Origin of the sequence: Saccharothrix xinjiangensis (assembly GCF_039527585.1) — a bacterium.
Classification (GTDB): domain Bacteria; phylum Actinomycetota; class Actinomycetes; order Mycobacteriales; family Pseudonocardiaceae; genus Actinosynnema; species Actinosynnema xinjiangensis.
The window spans coordinates 74,384-99,269 of record NZ_BAAAKE010000011.1 but is presented as its reverse complement, the minus strand read 5'-3'; the positions used below and the strand labels follow the sequence as shown (position 1 = coordinate 99,269).

The window sequence follows — 24,886 nt, the reverse complement described above, 5'->3', positions numbered from 1 at the left end:
CGTGTCAGACGTCGATCGCGGACTGGTCGACCCGGGCGGCCGACTCGACGAGCCACGCCCGGCGCGGCTCGACCTTCTCACCCATCAGCAGCTCCAACGCGGCCTCCGCGGCCTCCGCGTCGTGCATGGTGATGCGGCGCACCGAGCGGGTGGCCGGGTTCATCGTGGTGTCCCAGAGCTCGTCGGCGTCCATCTCGCCGAGGCCCTTGAACCGGGGCACGGGCTTGACCACGGTCTTGCCCGCCTTCTCCAGCCGGGCGACCTTCTGCTCCATCTCGCGCTGGGTGAAGGTGAAGTGGGTCTCCGGGTTGCGGCCCTTGGTCATCACCTTGTGCAGCGGCGGCATGGCGGCGTAGAGGCGGCCGTCCTCGATCACCGGGCGCATGTACTTGGCGAACAGCGTGATCAGCAGGGTGCGGATGTGGGAGCCGTCGACGTCGGCGTCCGCCATCAGGATGACGCGGCCGTAGCGCATGGCCGGCAGGTCGAACGTGCGGCCGGTGCCCGCGCCGAGGACCTGCACGATCGAGGCGATCTCGGCGTTGCGCAGGGTGTCGGCGAGGCTGGCCTTCTGCACGTTGAGGATCTTGCCGCGCAGCGGGAGCAGCGCCTGGTACTCGGAGACGCGGGCCATGCGCGCGCTGTTGTGGACGAAGACACCGGCTTCCAGGGCGAAGTTGTGGTAGCCGTCCACGGTGAGGTCGTACACGTCGGCCGTCTCGGTCAGCGGTTCGACGGAGGCGACGGTGTGGTTGACCTGGCTCGCGGCTTCGCGGAGGCGGGTGAGGTCGCCGTCGAAGCCGTCGAGCAGCCGGTCGAAGCGCACACCGGTGCGCGCGGTGGCCAGGCGCTCCGCCTCGTACGCGGTGGCGAGTTCGGCGTCGTCGAGCCGGAGGAACGGGCGCAGGCGCTTGAGCGCGGCGAGCCGCCTGCCCCCCAGTTGCCGCGCCACCCGCTCGGACTCGGGGACGCTCTGCTCGGTGGTGGCCCGGGAACGCCAGGCGCGCAGGTCGGCGTCCTGCCATTGTGCGTGGGAGCGTTCGCTCCACTCCTGTCGGCGGGCGGGATCAGCGGAGGAGGCGCGAACCCGCTCGGCGGCTCGGGCTCGGTGCCCGGGGTCGCTCCAGCAGGTCGCCTGCCGCTCGCGCATCCGTTCGGCGTACTCGGCGCTGTCGAGGCCGTGGCGGAGGTTGTGGGCGTCCGCGAGGTAGTGGGTGTGGACCCACTCGGCGCGATCGTTCATCCAGATCCGCTCGTAGCCGTCGAGCTCGTCACCCGAGGACTTGGCCGAGGTCGAGCGGTACAGGGGCATCAGCGAGTCGCCGGACCGGAGCTGGTCGGCCCGGCGGTAGGAGCCGTCGCGCAGCCGGAACAGGTGGTCGGGGGTGCAGCGCACCGACTCGCCGTTGTCGAGGGTGACCCGGACGAGGGGCGCGTCGCGCTTGGTCAGGCGGGGCTCGACGAGCGGGGCGACGACCACGCGACCTGCCTTGTTGGTCGTGTAGCCGAAGTGCGTGACGCCCTTCTGCCAGTCCGCGGCGAGGTCTGCGAAGCCCATCGCACGACCCGAGGCCAGGGCGACCATCGTGTCTCCCGTGAAGCAGCCGAGGGCGCTGTCGCCCTCCACCAGGAACAGCTCGCTGCGCGCGACACCGGTGGTGCGGCAGTCGACGAGCTTGGGCGGCATCGCGGCGCCCTCCAGCGCCGTCTTGCGGCGGGCCGCGTCCTTCTGCTGCTTCTGGGTCAGCCGGACGCGGGCGGCGTCGACGACCTTCTGGAGGACGACCTTGGCCTCGCCCTTGGTGCGGCGGTCCTCGGTCCAGGCCCTGATGTGCTTCTCGACGATGCCCTGGGCGACCTTGGTGATGCCCGAGGTGGACAGCTCGTCCTTGGTCTGGGAGGTGAACTGGGGCTCGGGGATGCGCACGTGGACGACGGCGGTCATGCCTTCGAGCACGTCGTCGAGGGTGGGCGGGTCCTCCTTGGGCTTGAGCAGGCCCCTGGTGCGGCCGATGGCCTCCTGCACCGCTTTGAGCACGGCCCGTTCGAAGCCCCGGCGGTGGGTGCCGCCGTGCACGTTGCGGATGGTGTTGGTGAAGCACTCGACGGTGCGCTCGTAGCCGGTGCCCCAGCGCAGGGCGATCTCGACCTCGGCGTGGCGCTCGACCTTGGCGCGCATCACGCCGTTCTCGTCGGCGGCGTTCTCGTGGTAGACGCCGGTGCCGGTGATGAGGAGGGTGCCGGAGACGGGCTTGTCGTTGGCCGGCGCGAGGAAGTCGACCATGTCGGTGACGCCGCCGGGGAAGTGGAAGGTCTCCTCGTCGACGGAGCCGCCGGTGGCGTCGCGCAGCACGTAGGTGACGCCGGGCACGAGGAACGCGGTGTTGCGGAGCTTGGCGCGGACGGCTTCGACGTCGAGGGCGGCGCCGTTCTCGAAGTAGCGGGCGTCGTGCCAGTAGCGGATGGACGTGCCGGTCTTCCTGGTGCGGCCGGTGACGCGCAGGCCGGTCTGCCTGGTGAAGGCCGCCTCGGGGCCGGGGCCGTCGAAGACGCCGGGCACGCCGTGGGCGAAGGACATCTCGTGGGTCTTGCCCTCGCGGCGGACGACGACGTCGAAGCGGTGGGCGAGGGCGTTGACGGCGGAGGCGCCGACGCCGTGGAGGCCGCCGGAGGTCTTGTAGCCGGAGCCGCCGAACTTGCCGCCGGCGTGGAGCCTGGTGAGGACGAGTTCGACGCCGGAGAGCCCGGACTTGGCGTGGACGCCGGTGGGGATGCCGCGGCCGTCGTCGTCGACCTGGACGCTGCCGTCGGCGTGGAGGGTGACGACGACCTTCGCGGCGTGCCCGGCCACGCCCTCGTCGGTGGAGTTGTCGACGATCTCGGTGAAGAGGTGGTTGACGCCCCTGCTGTCGGTTGACCCGATGTACATGCCGGGGCGCTTGCGAACCGCTTCCAGACCTTCGAGGTGGGTCAGGTCGTCGGCACCGTACAGGATCTCAGCGGTCACCGGGTCGTTCTCCCCAGGTCGTGGCGTACGTCGAGCGGTTCACGGTAGAGGAGCGTAACCAGTGGGTCTGACATTTTTGCGTGGCACCCGACGGGCGACGGGAGTGGCGCGGCACACGTCGGCAGCGCCCGGACCTGCGTTGATCCACTGTGGACGGGCCTTGAGCACGGGCGGAAGGCGCGCCGGCCGCCGGGTGGGCGGGTCCGCGTAGAGTGCGGGCGGTCCCGCGCAGTCCCTGCCTGGAGGGCGTCCTGATGTTCCGACGTGCCGCGCCGAAGAAGGAGGCCGCTCCGCCCGTGGAGCCCGTGGTCGAGCCCGAACCCGTGCCGCAGCCCCCTCCTCCGCCGCCCGCGCCCGAGCGGTTCTCGGCTTCGTTCGCGGGTGCGACGCTGGTGGTGGGGCCGCCCGGCGGGGCCGGTCAGCAGGCGCTGGCGCTGGCCAGGGGCTTGCCGGCGGACCGGGGGCGGACGGTGGTCGTGGTGGACCCGCCGCACGGTGACGAGGTGGCGTTCTGGCCGGTGGTGGCGTCGGCGTTGCAGGGCCGGGGCCCGGTGCGGCTGATGGCGTCGTACTCGGGGTCGATGCGGCCGACCGCGCCGGCGCAGTGGCTGGCGGAGCAGCTCCAGGCCGAGGTGGTGGCGCCGGACGGCGCGGTGACCACGGTGCCGGGTGCGGCGTTCGTGGTCGGCAACGGCGGGTACGGGTGCTGGCTGCGGTTCGTGCCGGGCGCCTCGCCGGTGCCGATGGGCAGGCGGTTCCCGGTGCCGCAGTGGGAGGCGGTGGACCCGAACGCGCCGTGGCCGACGGGCGAGGTGGGCGTGTCCGAGCCGATCCCGGCGGGGTTGTGGCTGCGGGCGCAGCGCGCGCCGTTCGAGCCGCAGGCCCCGGAGTCGCGGGCGGTGCTGGGCCTGCCGTGCCGGGAGAACGTGCTGACCGTGGTGGTCGGCGGACCGGGTCAGCCGCCGATCCCGGTCGAGGAGGTGTGCCGGCTGCTGGGCGGGCTGTCGTCGGCGGCCCGGTCCCGGGTGCGGCTGGTCTGGTACGGCGGCGAGCACCAGGCGCAGGCGGTGGCCGACCAGCTGGGTGAGCCGATCTCGCTGTACACGGGCCTGCCGGTGGGGTCGCTGCGCACCGGCGCGGCCGTGGTGGCGGTGAACCCGCGGGGGCAGCAGACGTGGCGGCCGTACGTGACGGAGGTGCGGCACTCGCCGGGCGGCCCGCCGGTGGTGTCGGGGTACCGGGTGCCGGTCGTGGGGCTGGTGGAGCGCGGTCCGGGGGTGTTCGACCTGGGTGGCGGGGTGTACCTGGAGGTGGTGCCGTCCGGGTTGTGGGTGCGGGACGCGGAGGACATCAGCGCCGAGGTGCGGTCGCTGCCGGTGGACCCGGAGTGGGCGCGGCTGACCGTGGGCACGCCGGGCCGCACGACGGCGGGCGCGGTGGCGGTGGTGGGCGCGTCGCTGGTGGAGCGGCTGGAGCCGGAGGTGCGCCGGTTGCTGAAGGTGGTGTTCTGCGACCCGACGCCGCCGCCGAGGCCGCCGGTGGCGGAGGAGGTCGTCGAGCCGGTGGCCGAGGACCCCGGGCCGGAGTTCCCGGGGCCGGAGGCGCCCGGGCCGGAGGCGCCGGGGCAGGAGACCCTCAGGTTGGAGACCGCCGTGTTGGGGGCGGCGGGGTCGGGCGCCGCCGGGTCGGAGGTGGCCGAGGTCCCGGTGCCGATCAGCGTGGACGGGCCGCTCCAGCCGCCGGTCGCGCCGGTGTGGGGCGAGCGGCCGGGCGACGAGGTGGTGCCCGCGGACCACCGCAGCACCGAGCAGGAGCGGGACGCGCTGCGCCGGATGCTGGGCGAGCGGTACGGGGAGCACGCCGCGGTGGCGTGCCGGCACATCGTGTCGCGGCCGGAGGACCCGGAGGCGTTCGAGGCGGTGGTGACCGACCTGGCCGCCGTGTCGGCGTGCTTCCAGCAGGATGAGGAGATCCTGGTGGAGGCGTTGCGGACGGGGAAGCTGGGCCGGTTGTGGCCGTACGCGGCGGCGGTGGTGTCGGGCCTGCGGCGGCTGCCGGCGCACCAGGGCGTGACGGTGTGCTGGGGCGAGGCGCACCGGTTCCGGACGGGTGACGTGCTGGTCGAGCACGGCCTGCTGGGCACGGTGGCGGGTCCCGCGGTGCCGGTCGACGGGCGGGTGGAGTTCCTGCTGTGGTCGATGACCGGGCGGCGGGTCTCGGTGGTGGACTCGTTCGGCAGCCTGGTGCAGGAGCGGGTGGTGTTCCCGCCGGGCACGGCGTTCAAGGTGCTGGCGGTGGTCGAGGCGGAGGAGTCCGCGCCGATGCAGGTGATGGCGCAGGAGGTGGTGGGCCGCCACCACGAGCTGCCGCCGGGGGTGCTGGGCACCCTGGAGCGGGCCGCGGTGGCGCTGCGCAACCACGCGCGGGCGACGGCGGGCTGAACCGGCCGCCCACGAGCCTGGGGGCCCGAGGACCTGCCGGGTTCCCGCCGCTCGCCCGCGCGTGGGCGGCGGACGGCCGCCCACGCGCCTGAGGACGGGCCGCCGGTCAGTAGGCGTTCGCGCGGTCCGCGAACGCGGGCGCCACGACCGCGCCCCGCGCCGCCGGGTAGGAGATCCGCCCCGGGTCGCCGTCGGAGGTGTAGCGACCGCCCTGGGCCGCGGCCAGCTTGTCCAGCCACGCGGTCGAGCCGTACTCGGCCTCGTGGCCCGTGGCGTCCTGGGAGCGGATCCGGGGTGTGTTGAGCGGGTCGAAGTCGGTCGAGTGGGGTGAGGGCGCCGGGTTGGCGCCGACCAGCAGGACGCACGCGTGGTCGTACGCGGCGTCGCCCTCGCCGCCGCGCCCGGCTAGCGCGCCGTTCACGGGCGCCACGCCGAAGGGCAGCGCCAGGCTGGTCACCCGGTGGCCGGGCAGGGCGCGCTGGATCTCGCGCTGCCCCAGCGCGATCGCCTCCTGCGCCCGCGCGTCGTCCACCGACGCCAGGTTGGTGTGGTCCCGGGTGTGGTTGCCGACCTCGAACCCGTGGTCGCGCAGCCACGGCAGCAGGCCCGAGCCGTCGGCCGAGCCGAACGGGGCGGCGTTGACGTACAGGCTCGCCACCGGGCGGAAGCCGGGGTGGCGGGCGGCGACGTCCAGCAGGATCGCGATGGCGGTGCCCGGCGCCGGTCCCCCGTCCGGGCCGAGCGCGAACTGGGTGGGGTCGCCGTCGTCGAAGGTCAGCACGACCGGGTGCGCGCCGGCGGGGAGGTCGATGCGGCCGGTGGCGTACTCGGTGGCGGTCACCGGCACGTAGCCCTCGGCGGCCAGCCGCTCCAGCTCCGCCCGGAACGCCGCGGGCGTGCGGTCGTAGACCGACTCGGTCCGCTCGACGATCCGGTGGTACATCAGGATCGGCACCAGGCCCAGCTCGTCCGCGCCGACGGCGGCCGGGTCGGGCGGCGGTGGCTCGGACGGCGGTCCCGCGACCGGCCGCGCGGAGGACGCCGGCGCGGCGACGGGCTCGACCGGCGGCTCCGGCCGCCCGGCGCACGCCCAGCAGGCGGCGGCGATCGCGAGCACGGCGGCGGTGGCCCTGACTGACCCGGATGCGCTGTTCACGCCCCGATCGTGACCCGGGACGGGCCCCCGGATGGACCTGTGCACACGTTCGTATGAGGCCGGGTTTGAAGGCCGGTGGGCAGGTTAGTCGCTGGTGGTCCGTGCTGTGCCGAGAGCGGAGCTGCCGATGCCGGATTCACCCCGAAAGATGAAGCGAGTCCTGATACCGGTCGTCGGTGCCGCGGTCCTGCTGCTGGTCGCCGGGGTGATGACGACGATCGCGCACTCCCGGGGCGTCGGCCTGGCGGTCACCGACCTGGACGACGGCGCCGTGATCACCCCTTCGGGTGTCGAGCGCGTGTCCATCACCACCGCGGACCCCGGCGAGCTGCACCGTGTCAGCGTGCAGGTGGACGGGCGGCCCGTTGAGGGGCGACGCGAGGACGGTCGGATGACGCTGGCCGGGGTGGGGCTGGCCGAGGGCGAGCACACGCTGTCGGTGAGCGCGGCCAACCCGCTGCCGTGGCTGCCGGGCACCTCGGTGGAGCGCCGGTTCTCCGTGGACGCCACCCCGCCCGAGCTCACCGTCGAGTCGGCCGGCGCCGAGTCGCTGCGCGGCCCGGTCACGGTCCGCGGCTCCGCCGAGGGCGCGGAGACCGTGACGGTCGGCGACCAGCGGGTCCAGGTGGCCGACGGCAGGTTCGAGGTGACGCTGGCGAGCGTGCCCACGCGGGTGCGGGTCACGGCCGACGACGTCGCGGGCAACAGCCGGCAGCAGGACGTGCCGGTGGAGGTCACCCACCCGGGGATGCGCGCGGTGCACATGAGCGCCGCCGCGTGGGCGACCCCGTCGCTGCGCGACCCGGTGCTGGCGATGGCGCGCGAGGGCCGCGTCGACACCGTGCAGCTCGACGTCAAGGACGAGAGCGGCGAGGTCGGCTACCGGTCGCAGGTGCCGCTGGCCCAGGAGATCGGCGCGACCCGCGACTACTACGACGCCCGCGCGGTGCTCGACGAGCTGCACGGCCTGGGCCTGCGGGTGGTCGGCCGGCTGGTGGCGTTCCGCGACCCGGTCCTGGGCAAGGCGTCGTGGCAGGCGGGGGTGCGCGACCGCGTCGCGCAGGACACCTCCGGCGCGCCCTGGTCGGCGCACTACGGCGAGTACGCGTTCACCAACTTCGCCAACAAGGAGGTCCGCGACTACAACACGGCCATCGCGAAGGAGGCCGCCGAGCTGGGCTTCGACGACGTCCTGTACGACTACGTGCGCCGGCCGGACGGCCCGATCGGGCGGATGTCGTTCCCGGGCCTGACCACCAGCCCCGAGCAGTCCATAGTGGACTTCCTGCGGGACAACCGGGCGGCGCTGCGGCCGCTGGGCACCTACCTGGGGGCGTCGGTGTTCGGCATCGCCGCGAACAGCGGCACCGACATCGCCCAGGACATCCCGGCCATCTCGGCGCAGGTGGACTACGTCGCGCCGATGGTCTACCCGTCGCACTGGGGTCCCGGCGAGTACGGCGTGGACGACCCCGACGCCAGGCCGTACGACATCGTCAGGGCCTCGGTCGAGCACTTCGTGCGGCTCACCGAGGGCACGGGCGCGACCGTCATCCCCTGGCTCCAGGCGTTCTCCCTCGGTCACCGCTACGGTCCGGGCGAGATCCAGGCGCAGGTCGTGGCCTCGCGGGACGTCGGCGCGCCGTCGTTCCTGCTGTGGAACGCGGCCTGCACCTACGGCTCGGCCGGTTTGGAGCCCGCGTGAGGATCCCGCCGTTCGTGCCCTACCTGACCGGGGTGTGCCTGGCCGCGACCGCGCTCGTGGCCCTCGAACTCCACGAGGACGAGCAGCCGACGACCGCGGGCCGGCCGGCGCCGCAGGCGTCGCGAACCCCCGGCGCGCCGTCGACCGCGGGCACGACGTCCAGCGCGCCGTCGAGCACCGCGGCGCCCGACCGGTTCCGGACCGACGCGGACCTGCCCGCCGGGCCGCCCGTGCCCCTGCGCGGCGCGGGCACCTGGCGGGTGGTGCCGGGCGGTTTCGGCGACACCGGGACGCCGTACGCGGTGGAGGTGGAGGACGGGGTCGTGCCGCCGCGGGGTGACGGGCCGTTCGCCGCCGTGGTCGACCACGCGCTGGCCCACCCGCGCGGCTGGCGGGCCGTCGGGCACGCGTTCCGCCGGGTCGACGCCTCCGGCGCGCCGGAGCTGCGCATCCGGCTCGCCTCGCAGGAGACCGCGCGGGCGCTGTGCGGCTTCGAACTGCCCTACGACACCTCGTGCCGGATCGGGCCGATCGTGTACCTGAGCGCGGCGCGGTGGCTGCGCGGCGCGCACGCGTTCGCCGGGAACCTGCGCGGTTACCGCACCTACGCGGTCAACCACGAGGTCGGGCACTTCCTCGGTCGAGGCCACGAGACGTGCCCGGCCGACGGCGCGCTCGCGCCGGTGATGATGCAGCAGACGTTCAGCACGGCCAACGACGACCTGGCGGCGATCACGGTGGGCACGGACCAGGGCGTGCCGATCGCCGCGGACGGTCGGACCTGCGTGCCGAACCCGTGGCCGGCGCCGTGAGCCGGACGCCCACGTCCGCGCGCCGGTCGTGCCCGGGGGTCACGTCCCGAACTCCCGCCGCCACCTGACCTCGCCGTCCTGCCGCTCGCCGGTCGGCGCGAGACCGGCCGCGGCGGCGACGGCGGCCGACGCGAGGTGGTCGGGGTGGACGTGGGCGACGACGGTCCGCACGCCCCGCCCGCCGAGCCAGTCGACGAGGCCCCGGGCCGCCTCGGTCGCGATGCCCCTCCCCTGCCAGGGCGTCCCCACCACCCACGCGACCTCGGCGAGCGGACCGGTGACCGTGGCCTGCACGGTGCCCGTCAGGCGCTCCTCCGCCCGCAGCCGGACCACCCAGTTCAGCCAGGCCACCCCGGGGTCACCGGAACCACCGGCCAACCGCTCGTAGCGCGACCGCAGGGCTCCCGGGGTGGCCGGTGCGCCGCCGGTGAAGGCGTGCAGCGCCGGGTCGGCCAGCACGGCGGCCATCCCGTCGGCGTGCCCGACGCGCAGCGGCACCAGGTCCAGCCGCGCCGTGCCGATGCCCTCGGCCGCGAACCCCCTCACGCGGCGCCGGTCCGCGCGGCGACGACCACGAAGGTGGTGTAGCGCGTCGTGAAGCGGCCGCCGACCTCGTCGATCACGGCCCCGACGCCCTCCAGCACCCGCTCCAGCACCTCGGCCGGCAGCAGGGTGTGCAGGCCGGTCGTGGGCAGCTGGTCCAGGAACTCGTCGCGGGTGGTGGGCCGCTCCCAGTCGAACCGCCACCGCTCCGGCTCGTCGAACGCGCCCGAGGCCCGCACCCCGTCGGCCGCCCGGTCGCACATCACCTCGTAGCCCCCGGCCAGGTCGGACCGGCCGGCGAGGGGCGAGTCCGGCAGCACCCGCCGGTAGACGTCGGTGAACGCCCCCGCCACCTCCGGCGGCAGTTCGGCCGCGTTCCAGAGCACCGCCAGCCTGCCGCCGGGGCGCAGGACCCGGGCCGCCTGCGCCGCGCCGGCGGCGGGGTCGACCCAGTGCCAGGCCTGCGCGGACACCACGGCGTCGAACAGCCGGCCCGCGGGGTCCCAGTCCTCGAACGCCGCGACCTCGACGCGGTGCCCGCGCCGCCGCGCCCACTCGGCCATCCGCGGGTCGACGTCGACGCCGAGCACCCGGCTGCCGGCCGCCTCGAACTGCCTGGCCGCGATGCCGGTGCCGATGCCCACGTCGAGCACGTCGGGTCCGGGCGCGGCGGCGACGATCGCGGCCACCGCCTCGTCGGGGTAGCGGGGCCGGGCGCGGTCGTAGCGGTCGGGGTCCGCGCCGAACGAGCCGGCCACGTCCCTGATCCGGTGCGGTTCGGGTAACGTCCACTCAGTGGGCATGCGCCCACTATGAGTGGGCAAGCGCCCACTCGTCAACCGGCGAAGGGGGCGCGGTGCCGACCGGCGTGGCCATCCGGGACGTGCGCGAGCAGTTGTTCGACGCCGCCGAGCGCATCCTGCTGAGCGCCGGTCCCAGTGCGCTGACCAGCAGGGCCGTCACCGCCGAGGCGGGGTGCGCCAAGGGCGTCCTGCACCGGCACTTCGAGGACTTCGACGCCTTCCTGGCCGACTTCGTGCTCGACCGCGTCAACCGGATGGACGCCCGCGCCACCGCCCTGCTGGCCTCCGCCGGCGCCGGGACCGTCGTCGACAACCTGACGGAGGCGCTGATCGCCCTGTTCCGGTCGGTGGCCGTGGCGATCGTCGCCCTCGTCACCTTCCGGGACGACCTGCGCGACCGGCTGCGGCGGACCTGGCCCGCCGGCGTCCCGGTGCTCACCGAGGCCGTGGACATGGTCGCCGCCTACCTCGCCGCGGAGCGCGACCTGGGCCGCGTCGCCCCCGACGCCGCGATCGACGCGCTCGCGCCCACCCTGATCGGCACCGGTCACCTGCTGTTCGCCGACCGCCGGGGCGACCCGCCGGACCCGGCGGCCGTGCGCGAGGTGGTGGCCTCGGTGACGGCCGGCGCGGTCCGCTGACCCGGGCGCGGGCCGGTGGTAGCTTGGGCTTCGCACGACTGGCGTCGGGTGGGTCACCACCGGGGAGTGCGCGTCGAGGAGGCATCGCCCGCCTGGGTGCCCTCATTCACATGGGTGAGGAGCACGGATGAGCGCGCTGATCATGGACGGCACGTCGGTCGCCACCTCGGCGCTGGCCGAAACGGCGGAGCGGGTCCGGGACTTCACGGCGCGGGTGGGACGCCCGCCGGTGCTGGCGACGGTCCTCGTCGGCGACGACCCCGCCTCGCACACCTACGTCCGGATGAAGCGCTCCCGCTGCGCCCGCGTCGGCATCGGGTCGCGCAGCGTCGAACTGCCCGCCACGACCACCACCGCGGAACTCGTCGGCCTCCTCGCCGAGCTGTCCGGCGACCCCGCCGTGGACGGCATCCTGCTCCAGCACCCCGTGCCCGGCCACGTCGACGAGCGGGCCGCGTTCGAGGCCATCGCGCCGCACAAGGACGTCGACGGCGTGACCACGCGGAGCTTCGCCGCCATGGCCTTCGGCCTGCCCGGCTTCGCCTCCTGCACGCCCGGCGGCATCCTGCGCCTGCTGGACGCCTACGACGTGCCGCTGCCCGGGCGGCGGGCCGTGGTCGTCGGGCGCAGCCCGATCCTGGGCAAGCCGGTCGCCCTGCTCCTGCTCGCCCGGGACGCCACCGTCACGTGCTGCCACTCGAAGACCGCCGACCTGGCCGAGGTCGTGCGCGAGGCCGACGTCGTGGTCGCCGCGGTCGGCCGGCCTGAGCTGGTGCGCGGCGAGTGGGTCAAGCCGGGCGCGGTGGTGGTGGACGCCGGCTACAACCCGGGCAACGTGGGCGACGTCGAGCACGCCACCGCCCGCGAGCGCGCCGGCCTGATCACGCCGGTGCCCGGCGGGGTCGGCCCGATGACCATCGCCCTGCTGCTGGAGCAGACCGCGCGGGCCGCCGAGGCCAACGCCGGGCTCGCGTGAACGCCACCGCCGCGCGGGACACGCCTCCCGCACGGCGGCGGCCCGCCGGTCACCCCGTCGCGCCGCCCGTGCGGGCCCGCTGCTCGGCGACCATGTCCCGGTACCAGTGGAAGCTCGCACGCGGGGTGCGGACCTGCGTCTCGTAGTCCACGTGCACCAGCCCGAACCGGGGCTTGTACCCGTGCGCCCACTCGAAGTTGTCCAGGAACGACCACACGAAGTAGCCGCGCAGGTCGACCCCGGCGTCGAGCGCGGTGCGCGCCGCGGCGAGGTGGTCGCGCACGAAGTCGATGCGCTCCTGGTCGACGAACCCGGGGCGGTCCGGGAACACGCCGCCGTTCTCGGTGATGTAGACCGGCGGCAGGTCCGGGTACCGGTCCTTCAACCCCACCAGCGTCTCGACCAGGCCGGACGGCTCGACCGGCCAGCCCATCGCGCTGCGCGGCACGTCGGGCAGCCGGCTGGTGTCGATGCCGATGTCGATCGACGTCCGGGTGGCCGGGTTCGGGTCCCGGTGCGGCGCGTCGGCCACGTGCTGCCGGTAGTAGTAGTTGATGCCCACGTAGTCCAGCGGCTGGGAGATCACCCCCAGGTCGCCGTCGAGCCGGAACGAGGCGTCGGTGACCCCGGCGAAGGTCTCCAGGTAGTCGTCCGGGTAGCGGGTGGCGAACAGCGGTTCGGTGAACTGCCGCCGCAGCAGCAGGTCGTGCCGGCGCGCCGCCGCCACGTCCGCCGCCGACGAGGTCACCGGCACCGACGGGGACTGGTTGAGCACGATGCCGAACTCGTGGTCCGGGCGGGTCGAGCGCAGTTCCCGCACCGCCAGCCCGTGCGCCACCAGCAGGTGGTGCGCGGCGGCCAGCGAACCGTGGCCCTCGCGGGCTCCCGGCGCGTGCCTGCCCTCGCCGTAACCGACGATCGAGGACACGTACGGCTCGTTGAACGTGGTCCACCGGGACACCCGGTCGCCCAGCGCCTGCTGCACCACCAGCGCGTAGTCGACGAACCGCAGCGCGGTGTCCCGCACCCGCCAGCCGCCCTTCTCCTCCAGCGCCTGCGGCAGGTCCCAGTGGTACAGGGTGAGGAACGGCTCGATGCCGCGCTCCAGCAGCTCGTCGCACAGCCGCCGGTAGAAGTCCAGGCCCCGCTGCTCGACCCGGCCCTCGCCGGTCGGCAGCACCCGCGACCACGCCACGGAGAACCGGTAGGCGTCCACGCCCAGCTCGCCGAGCAGCGCCACGTCCTCGGGCATCCGGTGGTAGTGGTCGCACGCCACCGCGCCGGTGTCGCCACCCGCGACCGCGCCCGGCACCGCGGCGAAGGCGTCCCAGATGGACGGTCCCCTCCCGTCGGCGTCGGCCGCGCCCTCGATCTGGTACGACGACGTGGCCACACCCCAGCGGAAACCCAGGGGGAAGTCGGTCATCCTTTCAGCGCTCCTTGCATGATGCCGCCGACGATCTGCCGGCCGAACAGGAGGAACACCGCGAGCACCGGCAGGGTGCCGATGGTCGCCGCGGTGAGCACGAGGGTGTAGTCGGTGGTGTAGCCGCTGGCCAAGGTGGACAGCGCGGTCTGCACGGTCGGGTTCTCCGGCGTCAGCACCACCAGGGGCCAGAAGAAGTCGTTCCACGCCTGCATGAAGGTGAACAGCCCCAGCACGGCGGCGGCCGGGCGCGCCGCGGGCAGCACGACGTGCCAGTACAGCCTGATCGAGCTGCACCCGTCCATGCGGCCGGCCTCCAGCAGCTCGTCGGGCACGGCCCGCTCGAAGTACTGGCGCATGAAGAACACGCCGAACGCCGTGACCAGGCCGGGCACGATGACCGCGTGGATCTCCCCCGCCCAGCCGAAGTCGCTCATCATCATGTAGAGCGGGATCACGCCCAGCTCGGTCGGCACCGCCTGGGTGGCGACGACCAGGAGCATGAGCGCGGACCGGCCGCGGAAGCGGAGCTTGGCGAAGGCGAACCCGGCGAGCGTGGAGAAGAACACCACGGACAGGGTGATCGTCCCCGACACCACGACCGAGTTCCACAGCGCCAGCGCGAAGTCCGACTGGTCGAACACCCGCGCGATGTTGTCGAACAGGTGGCCGCCGGGCACCAGCACCGGCGGCACGCTGTCCACCTTGTCCGGTGTCTGCGAGGACACCACCAGGGACCAGTACACCGGGAACGCCGATCCGGCGAGCACCGCGATCAGGGCCGCGTAGGTCCACGGTCCGGGCAGCCGCACCGCGCGCCGCCGCCGGGCGGGCGGCGCGCCGACCGGGGCGGGCCGTTCGAGTACGTCGGTCATGTCCTCCGACCCTTCAGTCTGTCCGGATGCGGCGCGCGGCCAGGTAGCTCAGCCCGGTGATCGCCACGGTCGCGATCAGCAGCAGCCAGGCGATGGCGGAGGCGTAGCCGAAGTCGAACTTGGCGAAGCCCTGCTCGTACAGGTACAGCGCGGCGGTCTGGAACTGCCGGTCCGAACCGCCGGTCGCCGCGCCGGAGCCCGGGTTGAACAGCAGCGGCTCGGCCAGCAGCCGCATGTTTCCCGCGGTGGCGATCACCGTGGAGAAGATGATCTGCGGGCGCAGCATCGGCACGGTGATGCGCCAGAACTGTTGCCAGGCGTTCGCCCCGTCCAGCCGGGCCGCCTCGTACACGCTGCTCGGGATGGCCTGCATGGAGGCCAGGAAGATCAGCGCGTGGTAGCCGGTCCAGCGCCACACCACCATCGCGGCGATGGCGGTGTGGGAGCTGGCGGTGCCCGCCTGCCAGTCGATCCGGCCCGCGCCGAACAGCTCCAGCCCCCAGTTGATCAGGCCGAAGTCCCGGCCGAACAGCTGCGCGAAGATGATCGTCACGGCGGCCACCGAGGTGATGTTCGGCAGCAGCACGCCCATCCGGAAGAACGTCCGGCCGCGCAGCCGCCGGTTGAGCAGCTGCGCGATGCCGAGCGCGAACAGGATCTGCGGGACCGTGGTGAACAACCACAGGCTGAGCGTGTTGCCCATCGCGTTCCAGAAGTACGGGTCCGCGGTGAGCAGCTGGACGTAGTTGTCGAGCCCGATGAACGTCGCCGCGTCGCCGTCGAGCAGGTTCCGGTCCTGCAACGACACCCAGGCGGTGTAGAGCAGGGGGAACAGGCCGAACACCGAGAACAGCAGGAAGTACGGCGCGACGTAGGCGTAGGGCGCGTACCGCGTGTCCCAGCGGTGGCGGCGTTCCCGCCAGGTGAGCTCCATCAGCCTTCGAGCTTCTTCACGTCGTCGACGAACTGGTTCCAGGACTCCTCCGCGCCCTGCTTGCCCTGCTCGACGCGGAGCATGGCGTTGCCGAGCTCGGTCTGCACGTCACCGGCCTTCGGGCCCTGGTACTGCGGCTTGAGGGCGCGGGCCGCGGCGGTGAACACCGCGCCGACCGGCGCGTTGTTGAAGAACGGGTCCTGGTACTGGCCGACGGACTGCTCGCTGAGCGCCTTCTCGGTCGAGGGCAGCAGGTTGTTCGAGGCGAACACCCGGGACTGCTGCTCGGGCGCGGTCAGCCAGGCGGCCAGCTCGACGGCCTTGTCGGTGTTCTTGCCCTGCTTGGGCACGGTCAGGTAGGAGCCGCCCCAGTTGCCGCCGCCGCCGGGCACCGCGGCCAGGTCCCACTTGCCCGCCGTGTCGGGGGCCTGGTCCTTGATCTTGGCCATCTGCCACGCCGGGCAGATCACGGTGGCGAACTGGCTCTGCTTGAAGCCGGTGTTCCACTGCGGCGTGCTGTAGAGCAGGCCCGCGGACAGGCCGTCGGCCACGCCCTGCGCGACGAGGTCCCAGCCCTTCCTGATGTCCTCGTTGTCGCCGACGACGATCTTGTCCTCGCGGTCGTAGTACCCGGTGGGCGCCTGGCCGACGATGGCGTTGAGCAGCGACGGGCCGCCGTCGAACCACTTGGTGCCCTGGGGCGCCCGCGCCTGGAACTCGCGGCCCTTGGCCATGAACGACTCCCAGTCGGGCCACATGGCCGACACGGCTTCGCGCTCGGCCGGCAGGCCGGCGGCCTCCAGCAGGTCGCGGCGGTAGCAGATGGCCAGGCCGCCGATGTCGGTGCCGTAGCCGATCTGCTTGCCGTCCTTGGACAGCGACGCCTCCCACTTCCAGTCCAGCCAGCGGTCCTTCAGCTCGGGGCCGAGCTCGACGAACCGGTCCGGGGTGGCCTTGAACTGGTTGATGTAGCCCGAGTCGATGGCCTCGACGTCGGCGGCGCCGTTGTTGGTGGCCAGGTGGGCGGCGAGGTTCTTGTGGTGGTCGGCGTAGGAGGCGGTCCGGTCGGTGATGTCGACGTCCGGGTGCGCCTTCTCGTACTCCTCGAACAGCTGCTGGTAGCCGAAGTTGCCGAACATGCCGATGGTGATCCGCGTCTTGCCGTCTCCCGCGTCCCCGCCGCAGCCCGCGAGCAGCGAGGCGGTGAGCAGGCCGACGCCGACGGCGGTCCCGGTTCGTCTCATGTGGCGGTTCCCTTTCCTTTTTGGGCACGCCGGATACGCGTAGGGTCGATCCGGGGGTTTCCGGCGAATAGCGACCGGGCCTGGGACCCGACCGGTGTGGTCTACATGACAACCGCGGCAAGCGACACCGTCAAGTAACGAAGCGATAACCCACCCGTTTCACCCGTCCGACGTTTCCCCAGGTGATACGGTGTCCAGCCTGGTCAGGGACCGCTCCTGAACACCCTGTAACCGGTTACAAAGAAGGGGCCGGAGATGACCACGATCCGCGAGATAGCCCAGCTCTGCGGGGTGTCGGTGGCGACCGTTTCCCGCGTTTTCAACCAGCCGCTCACGGTCAGCAAGGAAAAACGCGAAGTGGTCGAGCGGGTGGCCCGCGAGCTGGACTACCGGCCCAACGAGTCGGCGCGGGCGCTGGCCACCAAGCGCTCCGGCCTGATCGGGCTCGTGTGGGACACCGACCACCGGCGGCCGGGCTGGCGGCACCCCTACCTCCAGGAGCTGCTGATCGGCCTGAAGTCGGCGCTCAGCGCGCACGGCTACCACCTGCTGATGCTCGCCACCAGCGGCTCGGCGGCGCTGCGGGCGGTCGGCGCGTCCCTGGCCGACCCGGTGGCGTACGTGAACATGACCCGGCGGCACCACCTGGGCGGGCTGGTGCTCATCGACAGCGGCTCCGACGCGCCCGCGTTCACCGCGTTCGCCCAGTCCGGCCTGCCGTGCGTGGCGGTGGACGTGGCCGTGGACGGGCCGCGCGCCACCTACGTGACCTCGGACAACGCCGAGGGGGCGCGGCAGGCGGTGCGGCACCTGGTCGAGGCCGGGCACCGCCGGATCGCCACCATCACCGGGCCGGGCCGGAACCTGCCCGCCGCCGACCGGCTGACCGGTTTCCGCGACGCGGTGGCCGGGGCCGGGCTGGCGCTGCCCGACGGGTACGTGGTGGAGGGCGACTTCTACCGGCCGAGCGGCCAGGCGGCGATGCGGTCGCTGATCGCCCTGCCCGAGCCGCCGACGGCGGTGTTCTGCGCGAGCGACGAGATGGCGGTCGGCGCGCTGCTGGCCGCCCGGCACGCCGGCCTGCGGGTGCCCGAGGAGCTGGCCGTGGTCGGTTTCGACGACATCGAGCTGGCCGCGCTGGTCGACCCGCCGCTGACCACGTTGGCGCAGGACAAGGCGGGCATCGGGGTGGCGGCGGCGCGGGCCGTGCTGACCATGGTGCACGGCGGCGCGACGCCGGAGCCCGCGTTCCTGCCGACCAAGCTCGTGGTGCGCTCCTCCAGCCGCTGACCGGGCCGCCGCGCCCGCGCCACGCGCGCCGGGCCTACAGACCCCTCACGCACGCCCGGCCCGCTCCCCCGTCGCGCACACCCCGGTCTTCACACCCGCCCCGCGCACAACAGGGCCGCCGCTCCCCCGCCGCGCGCGGCGGCACGGGAACGGCGGCCCTCCGGACCCCGCTCGTCAGGGCCGCCCGACGCGGGCCGGGCGGCCTGAGACCCGCTCAGGCCCGGCCGGCGCCGACCGGGCGGCCCGGGACCGGCTCAGGGCCGGCCGTCGTCGGGCATCCGCCCCTCCGGGTCGTCGAGCAGCCGCGCGGCCCCGGTGTCGACCCGCGGGCCGCCCGCCTCGTCCGCGGCCTGGCCCCGCCGCTCGGCCTCGGCCAGCGCCTCGTCGCGGCCGCCGGGCGTCAGGTCGGCCACGTCGTCCAGCCCGACCACGCCCTCCTCGCGGGCGATCGGGTCCTCCTCCAACGGGTCCGGCTCCGGGATCGCGTCCGTGACGTCGGGCCGCTCCTCGCTCAGCCGCTCGTCCAGGGGCCGGGGGGTGCGCATCTCGTGCGGCGTGGTCCCGTACTTGTCCGCCCCGGTCCAGTGCTCCGGCGGGTCCATCCCCGCTTCCAGCGGGTCCTGCCTGAGCCGGTCCTCGTCGAGGTCCTCGGCGCTGTTCAGCGCCGCCGGGTCGGTCTCGACCGCGTCGGGCGAGCCGGTGTCGTGCGGCGGCGTGTACGAGTCCTGCGTGTACTCGTCCTGCTCGTTCGAGGTCATGGGCCCGTGTACCCGTTCCGCCAGGTTCATTCACCTGGCTCGGCGATGGTCACTCGTCGTGCACGGTGTCGCGGTCGGTGGGCGCCAGCACCTTCTCGGTGGTCTTGTCGATGCCGGTGTCCTCCTGGCTGCGGTTGCGGATCGAGTAGTGCGACTCCGCCCGCATCCGCTCGACCATGTGCGGGTAGTGCAGCTCGAACGCGGGCCGCTCGGAGCGCACCCGGGGCAGTTCGGTGAAGTTGTGCCGGGGCGGCGGGCAGGAGGTCGCCCATTCGAGCGAGTTGCCGAAGCCCCAGGGGTCGTCGCGATCGGCCGGGTCGCCGAACCGGTAGCTGCGGAACACGTTCCACACGAACGGCAGCGTGGACAGGCCGAGCACGAACGCCGCGATCGTGGAGATGGTGTTGAGCGCGGTGAACTGGTCGCTGGTCAGATAGTCCGCGTAGCGGCGGGGGAACCCGGCGTTGCCGAGCCAGTGCTGGATCAGGAACGTGCCGTGGAAGCCCAGGAACGTGAGCCAGAAGTGCAGCTTGCCCAGCGGTTCGTTCATCATCCTGCCGGTCCACTTGGGAAACCAGAAGTAGATTCCCCCGTACGTGGCGAACACGATCGTGCCGAACAGGACGTAGTGGAAGTGGGCCACGACGAAGTAGGTGTCGGTGACGTGGAAGTCCAGCGGCGGCGAGGCCAGGATGATGCCGGTCAGCCCGCCGAGCAGGAACGTCACCAGGAAGCCCACCGCGAACAGCATCGGCGTCTCGAAGCTCAGCCGCCCCTTCCACATCGTGCCGATCCAGTTGAAGAACTTGATGCCGGTCGGCACCGCGATGAGGAACGTCGTCAGCGAGAAGAACGGCAGCAGCACCGCGCCGGTGGCGAACATGTGGTGCGCCCACACCACGGCCGACAGCGCGGCGATCGCGATGGTGGCGTAGACGAGTCCCTTGTAGCCGAACAGGGGCTTGCGGCTGAACACCGGGATGATCTCGCTGATGATGCCGAAGAACGGCAGCGCGACGATGTAGACCTCGGGGTGGCCGAAGAACCAGAACAGGTGCTGGTAGAGGATCACGCCGCCGTTGGCCGGGTCGAACACGTGCGCGCCGAGCTGCCGGTCCGCCAGCAGGCCCATCAGCGCCGCGGTCAGGATCGGGAACGCGATGATGACCAGGAGCGAGGTGATGAAGATGTTCCAGGTGAAGATCGGCATCCGGAACATGGTCATGCCGGGCATCCGCAGGCACATCACCGTGGTGATCATGTTGACCGCGCCCAGGATCGTGCCGAGGCCGCTGACCACCAGGCCGACGATCCACAGGTCGCCGCCCGAGCCGGGGCTGTGCGGCTCGCTGGACAGCGGCACGTAGGCGGTCCACCCGAAGTCCGCCGCGCCCGCGGGCGTCACCAGGGAGCCGACCACCATCAGGCCGCCGAACAGGTACAGCCAGTACGACAGGGCGTTGAGCCGCGGGAACGCCACGTCCGGCGAGCCGATCTGGAGCGGCAGGATGAAGTTGGCGAACCCGAACACGACCGGGGTCGCGTAGAGCAGCAGCATGATCGTGCCGTGCAGGGTGAACAGCTGGTTGTACTGCTCGGTGGACAGGAACTGGAGCCCCGGCCGCGCCAGCTCGCCGCGCATCAGCAGCGCCATCAGCCCGCCGACCAGGAAGAACATGAACGACGTCGTCAGGTACATCAGGCCGATCAGCTTGTGGTCCGTCGTGCTGAACAACCGCAGCAGCGCCCGCCCCTTGGGGGCGCGCCGGGCCGCCCGGGTGGGCAGGACCGGCGTCGGCTTGAGCGTCGTCATGGTGGAGCACCCGTTCTTCCAGGTCGGGCGGCCGCCCGCGGGGTGGGAGGGCGGCGGGCGGGTCGCCACCCGCCCGCCGCCCGGGTCAGGTCCGCCGGGGTCCGGTCGACCCGGGCCCGTCCTCCGGCGTGTCGCCGGGCGCGCGCCGGGACAGCTCGCGCTCGGTGTCCGTCAGCGGCGCGCCGGAGCCCTCCTCGGCCGCGCCGCGTTCCACGTCCTCGTTCTCGTTCTCCCTGCGCGGTTCGGTCATGCGCCCCTCCTTCCGCTCACCGGGGCGATGCGCCGTGAGTTGCCCCGCTCGACCGCCCCAAACTCATCACTTCGGGCGATTGCGCAGGTGGCTCAGCCGACCACCAGCAGTCCGGCGCCGGCGACGGCGAGCAGCGAGCTCGCCGCGAGCAGCCAGGGGCCGACGCGCTGCCAGGCGGCGATCCGCCGGGCGTCCCGAAGCCGGTGCGGCTCGGCCGCCGACCACCGGCAGGCCAAGGCGAACACGCCGAACCCGGCCAGCCACAGCAGGCCGGTGCCGGTGAGCACCGCGCCCAGCTCCGCCCCGTTCACCGGTGGCCCAGCAGGGGTCGCACCAGCCGGTGGATCTCCGGCGAGGGTTCCAGCCCCAGCTCGCTCCGCAGCCGCAGCCGGTAGGCCGTGTACTGCCGCAGCGCCTGCGCCGGGTTCCCCTCGGCCAGGTGCAGCTCCACCAGCGTCCGGTGCGCGCTCTCCCGCAGCGGGTCGCTGTGCACCGCCGCCAGCGCCGCCTGGTGCGCCCGGTGCCGGTCGCCGGCCGACCGGAAGCGCCCGCTGAGCACCTCCAGCGCCCGCAACCGCGCCTCGCGCCACCAGTCCTGCTCGGCGAGCAGCCACGGGTGGTCCCAGTCGGGCAGCAGGTCCGCCCTCAGCAGCGCCACCGCGTCCGGGTCGGGCACCCGGTCGGCCACCGCGACCGCGTCCACGAGCCGGCACGCCCGGTGGAAGTCCACGTCCACCCCCGGGCCCAGGCGCAGCGTGTCGTCGGCCGCCTCGACGAGCGGATCACCGGGCTTGGCCAGCCGCCACAACGTGGATCTCAGGCACGCGGCGGCCCGGCGCGCGGTCGCCTCCGGCCACAGCAGGGCGGCCACCGCGGTCCGGCTGACCGGTGCTTCCCGCACCGCCAGCAGGGCGAGCAGCTTGCGCACGCTCGGCAGGACGTGCACCCGCGCCTGATCGCGATCCAGGCCGAAGGCGTCGAGCAGGTGGATGGTGGTCCGGGGTTGCGCCTGGGTTTCGCTCATCGGGCAAGGCCCCATCCGCTTCGGAGGTGTTCCGGGCCGTTCGGGTGCCCCCAGACTGCCCGATCACACCACCCGCAACGACTTTTTCGCCCGCCTTGAGCAGGAGTGGTGCCGTGGCGGTGACGCGGCGGTGCTGCGACGGGGCTCTCCCGGTCACGGCCCGTGCCTAACCTCGCCGCCACTGACCCGATCGAGGAGGCAGGATGTTCCTGCACACCAGCAAGCTCCAGTTCGAAGCCAAGCCCTCCAAGCCGGACGCGCTGTACGCGCGCAAGCTCCAGGAGCTGATCGGCGGTGCTTACGGCGAGATGACCGTGACGATGCAGTACCTGTTCCAGGGCTGGAACTGCCGCGTCGAGGGCAAGTACAAGGACCTGATCATGGACGTGGCCACCGAGGAGATCGGCCACGTGGAGATGCTCGCGACGATGGTGGCCCGACTGCTGGAGGGCGCGCCGTCGGAGGTGACCGCCGAGGCGGTGGGCGACCCCGTGGTGGCGGCCGTGGTCGGCGGCATGGACGTCCAGCAGGCCATCGTGAGCGGCGGCGGTCCCACGCTGTCCGACAGCAACGGCGTGCCGTGGAACGGCCGCTACATCGTGGCCAGCGGCAACCTCATGGCCGACTTCCGGGCCAACGTCGCGGCCGAGGCCCAGGGCAGGCTCCAGACCGCGCGCCTCTACAACATGACCGACGACCCGGGCGTGCGCGACATGCTCAAGTTCAACCTCGCCCGCGACACCGCGCACCAGAACATGTGGCTCGCCGCGATCGAGGAGCTCCAGGAGGACGGCCTGGAGGGCCCGATCAGCCCGAGCGCGCTGTTCGACGAGGAGCACCAGGAGCACGCGGGCACCATCTGGCACAACTCCGACGGCGCGCACGGCCCCGAGGGCCGCTGGGCGTCCGGTCCCGCGCCGGACGGCGCGCACGAGTTCTCCTACCTGATGGCGCCGGAGCCGCTGGGCGGCAAGGCGTCCGCGCCCGCGCCCGACCCGCTCCTGTACTCCACCAGCCCGGCGAACCTGGGCCTGATCGACAAGGCGATCAACAAGCTCACGAAGTGACCGCCGCGGCGGCCACCCCCGCCGGTGGCCGCCGCGCTCCCCTCCCCGTCGATCCCCGTCGAGAAGGAAGGTGAGATGGTCGGCGCCCCCGTCGCCCCACCCCTCGTCCTGCGCCTGCGCTCGGCCGCCGTGGTCATGGGCCCGGCTTTCGTGGTCGCGGTCGCCTACGTCGACCCCGGCAACTTCGCCACCAACATGGCCGGTGGCGCCGCCCACGGCTACCTGCTGCTGTGGGTGATCGTCAACGCGAGCGCGCTGGCGATGTTCATCCAGTACCAGTCGGCCAAGCTGGGCATCGTCACCGGGCGCAACCTGCCCCAGCTGTGCCGGCAGCACTACCCGCGGCCGGTGACCGGCCTGCTGTGGGTGCAGGCGGAGCTGGTGGCGATGGCCACCGACCTCGCCGAGTTCGTCGGCGCGGCGGTGGCGCTGAACCTGCTGTTCGACGTGCCGCTGCTGCCCGCCGCGCTCATCACGGCCGCGGTGTCGATGGGCATCCTCGCGCTCGCGCCGCTGCGCAGGCGCCGGTTCGAATCGGTGATCATCGGGCTGCTGGCGGTCGTGCTCGGCGGGTTCCTCTACCAGGCGCTCCAGCTGGGCCCGCCCACCGGCGCCGCGGCCGGCCTGGTGCCCGGTTTCGCCGGCGCGGACAGCGTGCTGCTGGCCACCGGGATGCTCGGCGCGACCGTCATGCCGCACGTCATCTACCTGCACTCCGCGCTCACCCAGCAGCACCACACCACCGACCCCCTGGCGCGGCGGCGGGCGCTGCGGGCCAGCCGCGCCGACATCGTGGTCGCCCTGGGCGTGGCCGGCGCGGTGAACGCGAGCATGCTCGTGGTGGCCGCGGGCGCGTTCCACGGCACGGGCGCGCCCCGCGAGTCGCTGGAGGACATGCACGGCGGCCTCGGCGACCTGCTCGGACCCGGCGCGGCGCTGGCGTTCGCGCTGGCGCTGCTGGCCTCGGGCCTGGCCGCGTCCAGCGTCGGCACCTACTCCGGCCAGGTCGTCATGGAGGGCTTCCTGCGCCGGCGCATCCCGCTGTGGCTGCGCAGGCTGCTGACCATGGCGCCCGCCCTGGCGGTGCTCGCGCTGGGCGTCGACCCGACGCGGGCGCTCGTGCTCAGCCAGGTGGTGCTGTCGTTCGGCATCCCGTTCGCCCTGGTGCCGCTGGTGCTGCTGACCAGGCGGCGCGACGTCATGGGCGCGGCCGCCAACCGGCGGGCCGCCACGTTGGTCGGCGTGGCGGGCGCGGTGGTGATCTCGGCGCTGAACCTGTTCCTGCTGGTCCGCACGGTCACCGGCTGAACCGCGCCGGCAGGTCCACCGTGCCGCCCCGCTCGACGCGCACCACGGTGGCCGCCGGCTTGCGCCGGTCGACCTCGGCCAGGAAGTCCGACAGGGGCGACTTCATCACGGTGTAGTCGTCGTAGTGCACCGGCACGGCGTACCGGGGCCGCAGCAGTTCCAACAGGTCGACGCCCTGCGCGCCGTCCATGCTGAACAGCACGCCGAGGATCCTGGTGCCACCGAGGTGCACCACGGCCACGTCGATCTCGGGATAGCGCTCGCGGATCCCGCGCAGCTCGTCGTGCACGAGGGTGTCGCCGCTGAGGTACACGCGCAGCGGCCGGGCGTCGGGCGTGGCGCGATACTCGACCATGCTGCCCATCACGGGCGGCAGGAACCGCTGCGCCACGCCCGGCGCGTGCCGGCCGGGCAGCGAGGTGACCGTGACGCTCGCCCCGTCCTTGGTCAGGCTCAGCTCGGTCCAGGTGGGCAGCGCGACCGTCTCCCGGAACCCCCGCCGCTCCAGGTGGCGCGCCGCCTGCGGGGTGGTCAGGACCGGCAGGTCGCGGTTCAGCTCGCGGACCGCGACCCGGTCGAAGTGGTCGCCGTGCATGTGCGACAGCAGCACCGCGTCCAGCGGCGGCAGTTCGTCGATGCGCACGGCCGGGTCCTTCACCCGCCGGGTCACCAGCCCGTTGCCCAGGTAGGTCCACTGGCCCCGCCGGATGAAGTTGGGGTCGGTCAGCAGGGTGAACGGCCCGAGCCCCAGCACCGTCGTGGCGTTGCCGATGAACCGGAGGGTGTTCTGCTCGTCCATGGGGCCGGGGTGCC

Annotated in this window: 22 protein-coding genes and 1 riboswitch; of the genes, 8 read left to right on the top strand and 14 right to left on the bottom strand. The window is 73.4% G+C overall.

Features of this window, described 5'->3' with window-relative positions; genetic code table 11:
- Positions 1-4: 4 nt before the first annotated feature.
- Positions 5-3,007 carry an ATP-binding protein gene (locus ABD223_RS22820; protein ID WP_344038427.1) on the bottom strand — a complete coding sequence of 1,001 codons (3,003 nt, stop codon included), beginning with the start codon at positions 3,005-3,007 and terminating at the stop codon, positions 5-7.
- A 254-nt stretch (positions 3,008-3,261) separates the two neighbouring features.
- On the opposite strand from ABD223_RS22820, the gene ABD223_RS22815 reads away from it, so the two are divergent.
- A complete protein-coding gene (locus ABD223_RS22815; RefSeq protein WP_344038426.1) occupies positions 3,262-5,448 on the top strand; it encodes a hypothetical protein in 2,187 nt (728 codons plus the stop codon).
- A 106-nt stretch (positions 5,449-5,554) separates the two neighbouring features.
- Here the strand turns inward: ABD223_RS22815 and ABD223_RS22810 are convergent, their stop codons facing one another.
- Positions 5,555-6,604, bottom strand: a complete 1,050-nt coding sequence (locus tag ABD223_RS22810) for a polysaccharide deacetylase family protein (protein ID WP_344038425.1) — start codon at positions 6,602-6,604, stop codon at positions 5,555-5,557.
- A gap of 148 nt (positions 6,605-6,752) precedes the next feature.
- On the opposite strand from ABD223_RS22810, the gene ABD223_RS22805 reads away from it, so the two are divergent.
- Both ABD223_RS22805 and ABD223_RS22800 read left to right on the top strand, forming a co-directional pair.
- Positions 6,753-8,309 (top strand): putative glycoside hydrolase, encoded by a 1,557-nt coding sequence (locus tag ABD223_RS22805; RefSeq protein WP_344038424.1) that lies wholly within the window; start codon positions 6,753-6,755, stop codon positions 8,307-8,309.
- Positions 8,306-9,121 carry a DUF3152 domain-containing protein gene (locus ABD223_RS22800; protein WP_344038423.1) on the top strand — a complete coding sequence of 272 codons (816 nt, stop codon included), beginning with the start codon at positions 8,306-8,308 and terminating at the stop codon, positions 9,119-9,121. Before ABD223_RS22805 ends, ABD223_RS22800 begins: the two co-directional genes overlap by 4 nt.
- Positions 9,122-9,160: 39 nt before the next feature.
- Here the strand turns inward: ABD223_RS22800 and ABD223_RS22795 are convergent, their stop codons facing one another.
- Both ABD223_RS22795 and ABD223_RS22790 read right to left on the bottom strand, forming a co-directional pair.
- Positions 9,161-9,667, bottom strand: a complete 507-nt coding sequence (locus ABD223_RS22795; protein ID WP_344038422.1) for a GNAT family N-acetyltransferase — start codon at positions 9,665-9,667, stop codon at positions 9,161-9,163.
- On the bottom strand, positions 9,664-10,467 hold the full coding sequence (locus tag ABD223_RS22790; RefSeq protein ID WP_344038421.1) for a class I SAM-dependent methyltransferase: 804 nt from the start codon (positions 10,465-10,467) through the stop codon (positions 9,664-9,666). Before ABD223_RS22790 ends, ABD223_RS22795 begins: the two co-directional genes overlap by 4 nt.
- Before the next feature lie 53 nt (positions 10,468-10,520).
- On the opposite strand from ABD223_RS22790, the gene ABD223_RS22785 reads away from it, so the two are divergent.
- Entirely contained in the window at positions 10,521-11,108 is a 588-nt protein-coding gene (locus tag ABD223_RS22785; RefSeq protein WP_344038420.1) for a TetR/AcrR family transcriptional regulator, read from the top strand.
- Between the two features lie 24 nt (positions 11,109-11,132).
- Positions 11,133-11,213, top strand: a riboswitch (ZMP/ZTP riboswitch).
- Positions 11,214-11,235: 22 nt separating this feature from the next.
- Positions 11,236-12,084 (top strand): bifunctional 5,10-methylenetetrahydrofolate dehydrogenase/5,10-methenyltetrahydrofolate cyclohydrolase, encoded by an 849-nt coding sequence (locus ABD223_RS22780; protein WP_344038419.1) that lies wholly within the window; start codon positions 11,236-11,238, stop codon positions 12,082-12,084.
- 49 nt (positions 12,085-12,133) lie between these two features.
- Here ABD223_RS22780 and ABD223_RS22775 read toward each other — a convergent pair whose 3' ends face one another.
- Genes ABD223_RS22775 through ABD223_RS22760 form a run of 4 tightly spaced genes read right to left on the bottom strand, consistent with a single transcriptional unit; the run spans position 12,134 to position 16,563 of the window.
- On the bottom strand, positions 12,134-13,510 hold the full coding sequence (locus tag ABD223_RS22775) for a GH1 family beta-glucosidase (RefSeq protein WP_344038418.1): 1,377 nt from the start codon (positions 13,508-13,510) through the stop codon (positions 12,134-12,136).
- Entirely contained in the window at positions 13,507-14,385 is an 879-nt protein-coding gene (locus ABD223_RS22770) for a carbohydrate ABC transporter permease (RefSeq protein ID WP_344038417.1), read from the bottom strand. The genes ABD223_RS22775 and ABD223_RS22770 overlap by 4 nt, the downstream gene beginning before the upstream one ends.
- 13 nt (positions 14,386-14,398) lie before the next feature.
- Positions 14,399-15,319, bottom strand: a complete 921-nt coding sequence (locus ABD223_RS22765; protein WP_344038416.1) for a carbohydrate ABC transporter permease — start codon at positions 15,317-15,319, stop codon at positions 14,399-14,401.
- Positions 15,319-16,563: an ABC transporter substrate-binding protein gene (locus ABD223_RS22760; RefSeq protein ID WP_344038415.1), complete on the bottom strand. Its 1,245-nt coding sequence runs from the start codon at positions 16,561-16,563 to the stop codon at positions 15,319-15,321. Before ABD223_RS22760 ends, ABD223_RS22765 begins: the two co-directional genes overlap by 1 nt.
- 255 nt (positions 16,564-16,818) lie before the next feature.
- Here ABD223_RS22760 and ABD223_RS22755 point away from each other — a divergent pair, with 255 nt between their 5' ends.
- Positions 16,819-17,853, top strand: coding sequence for a LacI family DNA-binding transcriptional regulator (locus ABD223_RS22755; RefSeq protein WP_344038414.1), 1,035 nt, complete (start codon positions 16,819-16,821; stop codon positions 17,851-17,853).
- Positions 17,854-18,107: 254 nt separating this feature from the next.
- Here the strand turns inward: ABD223_RS22755 and ABD223_RS22750 are convergent, their stop codons facing one another.
- The 5 genes from ABD223_RS22750 to ABD223_RS22730 all read right to left on the bottom strand — a co-directional run bounded on the left by ABD223_RS22750 (position 18,108) and on the right by ABD223_RS22730 (position 21,698).
- Positions 18,108-18,611: a hypothetical protein gene (locus ABD223_RS22750; protein ID WP_344038413.1), complete on the bottom strand. Its 504-nt coding sequence runs from the start codon at positions 18,609-18,611 to the stop codon at positions 18,108-18,110.
- Positions 18,612-18,660: 49 nt separating this feature from the next.
- Positions 18,661-20,424, bottom strand: coding sequence for an aa3-type cytochrome oxidase subunit I (gene ctaD, locus ABD223_RS22745; RefSeq protein ID WP_344038411.1), 1,764 nt, complete (start codon positions 20,422-20,424; stop codon positions 18,661-18,663).
- 85 nt (positions 20,425-20,509) lie between these two features.
- Positions 20,510-20,674: a hypothetical protein gene (locus ABD223_RS22740; RefSeq protein ID WP_344038409.1), complete on the bottom strand. Its 165-nt coding sequence runs from the start codon at positions 20,672-20,674 to the stop codon at positions 20,510-20,512.
- 92 nt (positions 20,675-20,766) lie between these two features.
- Complete coding sequence (locus tag ABD223_RS22735; protein ID WP_344038408.1) at positions 20,767-20,985, bottom strand: hypothetical protein; 219 nt, start codon at positions 20,983-20,985, stop codon at positions 20,767-20,769.
- Positions 20,982-21,698, bottom strand: coding sequence for an AfsR/SARP family transcriptional regulator (locus ABD223_RS22730; protein WP_344038406.1), 717 nt, complete (start codon positions 21,696-21,698; stop codon positions 20,982-20,984). The genes ABD223_RS22735 and ABD223_RS22730 overlap by 4 nt, the downstream gene beginning before the upstream one ends.
- A gap of 203 nt (positions 21,699-21,901) precedes the next feature.
- Between ABD223_RS22730 and ABD223_RS22725 the strand changes: the two genes are divergently transcribed.
- Both ABD223_RS22725 and ABD223_RS22720 read left to right on the top strand, forming a co-directional pair.
- Positions 21,902-22,765 carry a manganese catalase gene (locus ABD223_RS22725; protein ID WP_344038405.1) on the top strand — a complete coding sequence of 288 codons (864 nt, stop codon included), beginning with the start codon at positions 21,902-21,904 and terminating at the stop codon, positions 22,763-22,765.
- A 75-nt stretch (positions 22,766-22,840) separates the two neighbouring features.
- Positions 22,841-24,073: an Nramp family divalent metal transporter gene (locus ABD223_RS22720; protein ID WP_344038404.1), complete on the top strand. Its 1,233-nt coding sequence runs from the start codon at positions 22,841-22,843 to the stop codon at positions 24,071-24,073.
- On the opposite strand, the gene ABD223_RS22715 is transcribed toward ABD223_RS22720, so the two are convergent.
- Positions 24,063-24,872 carry an MBL fold metallo-hydrolase gene (locus ABD223_RS22715; protein ID WP_344038403.1) on the bottom strand — a complete coding sequence of 270 codons (810 nt, stop codon included), beginning with the start codon at positions 24,870-24,872 and terminating at the stop codon, positions 24,063-24,065. The genes ABD223_RS22720 and ABD223_RS22715 overlap by 11 nt on opposite strands.
- Positions 24,873-24,886: the final 14 nt, after the last annotated feature.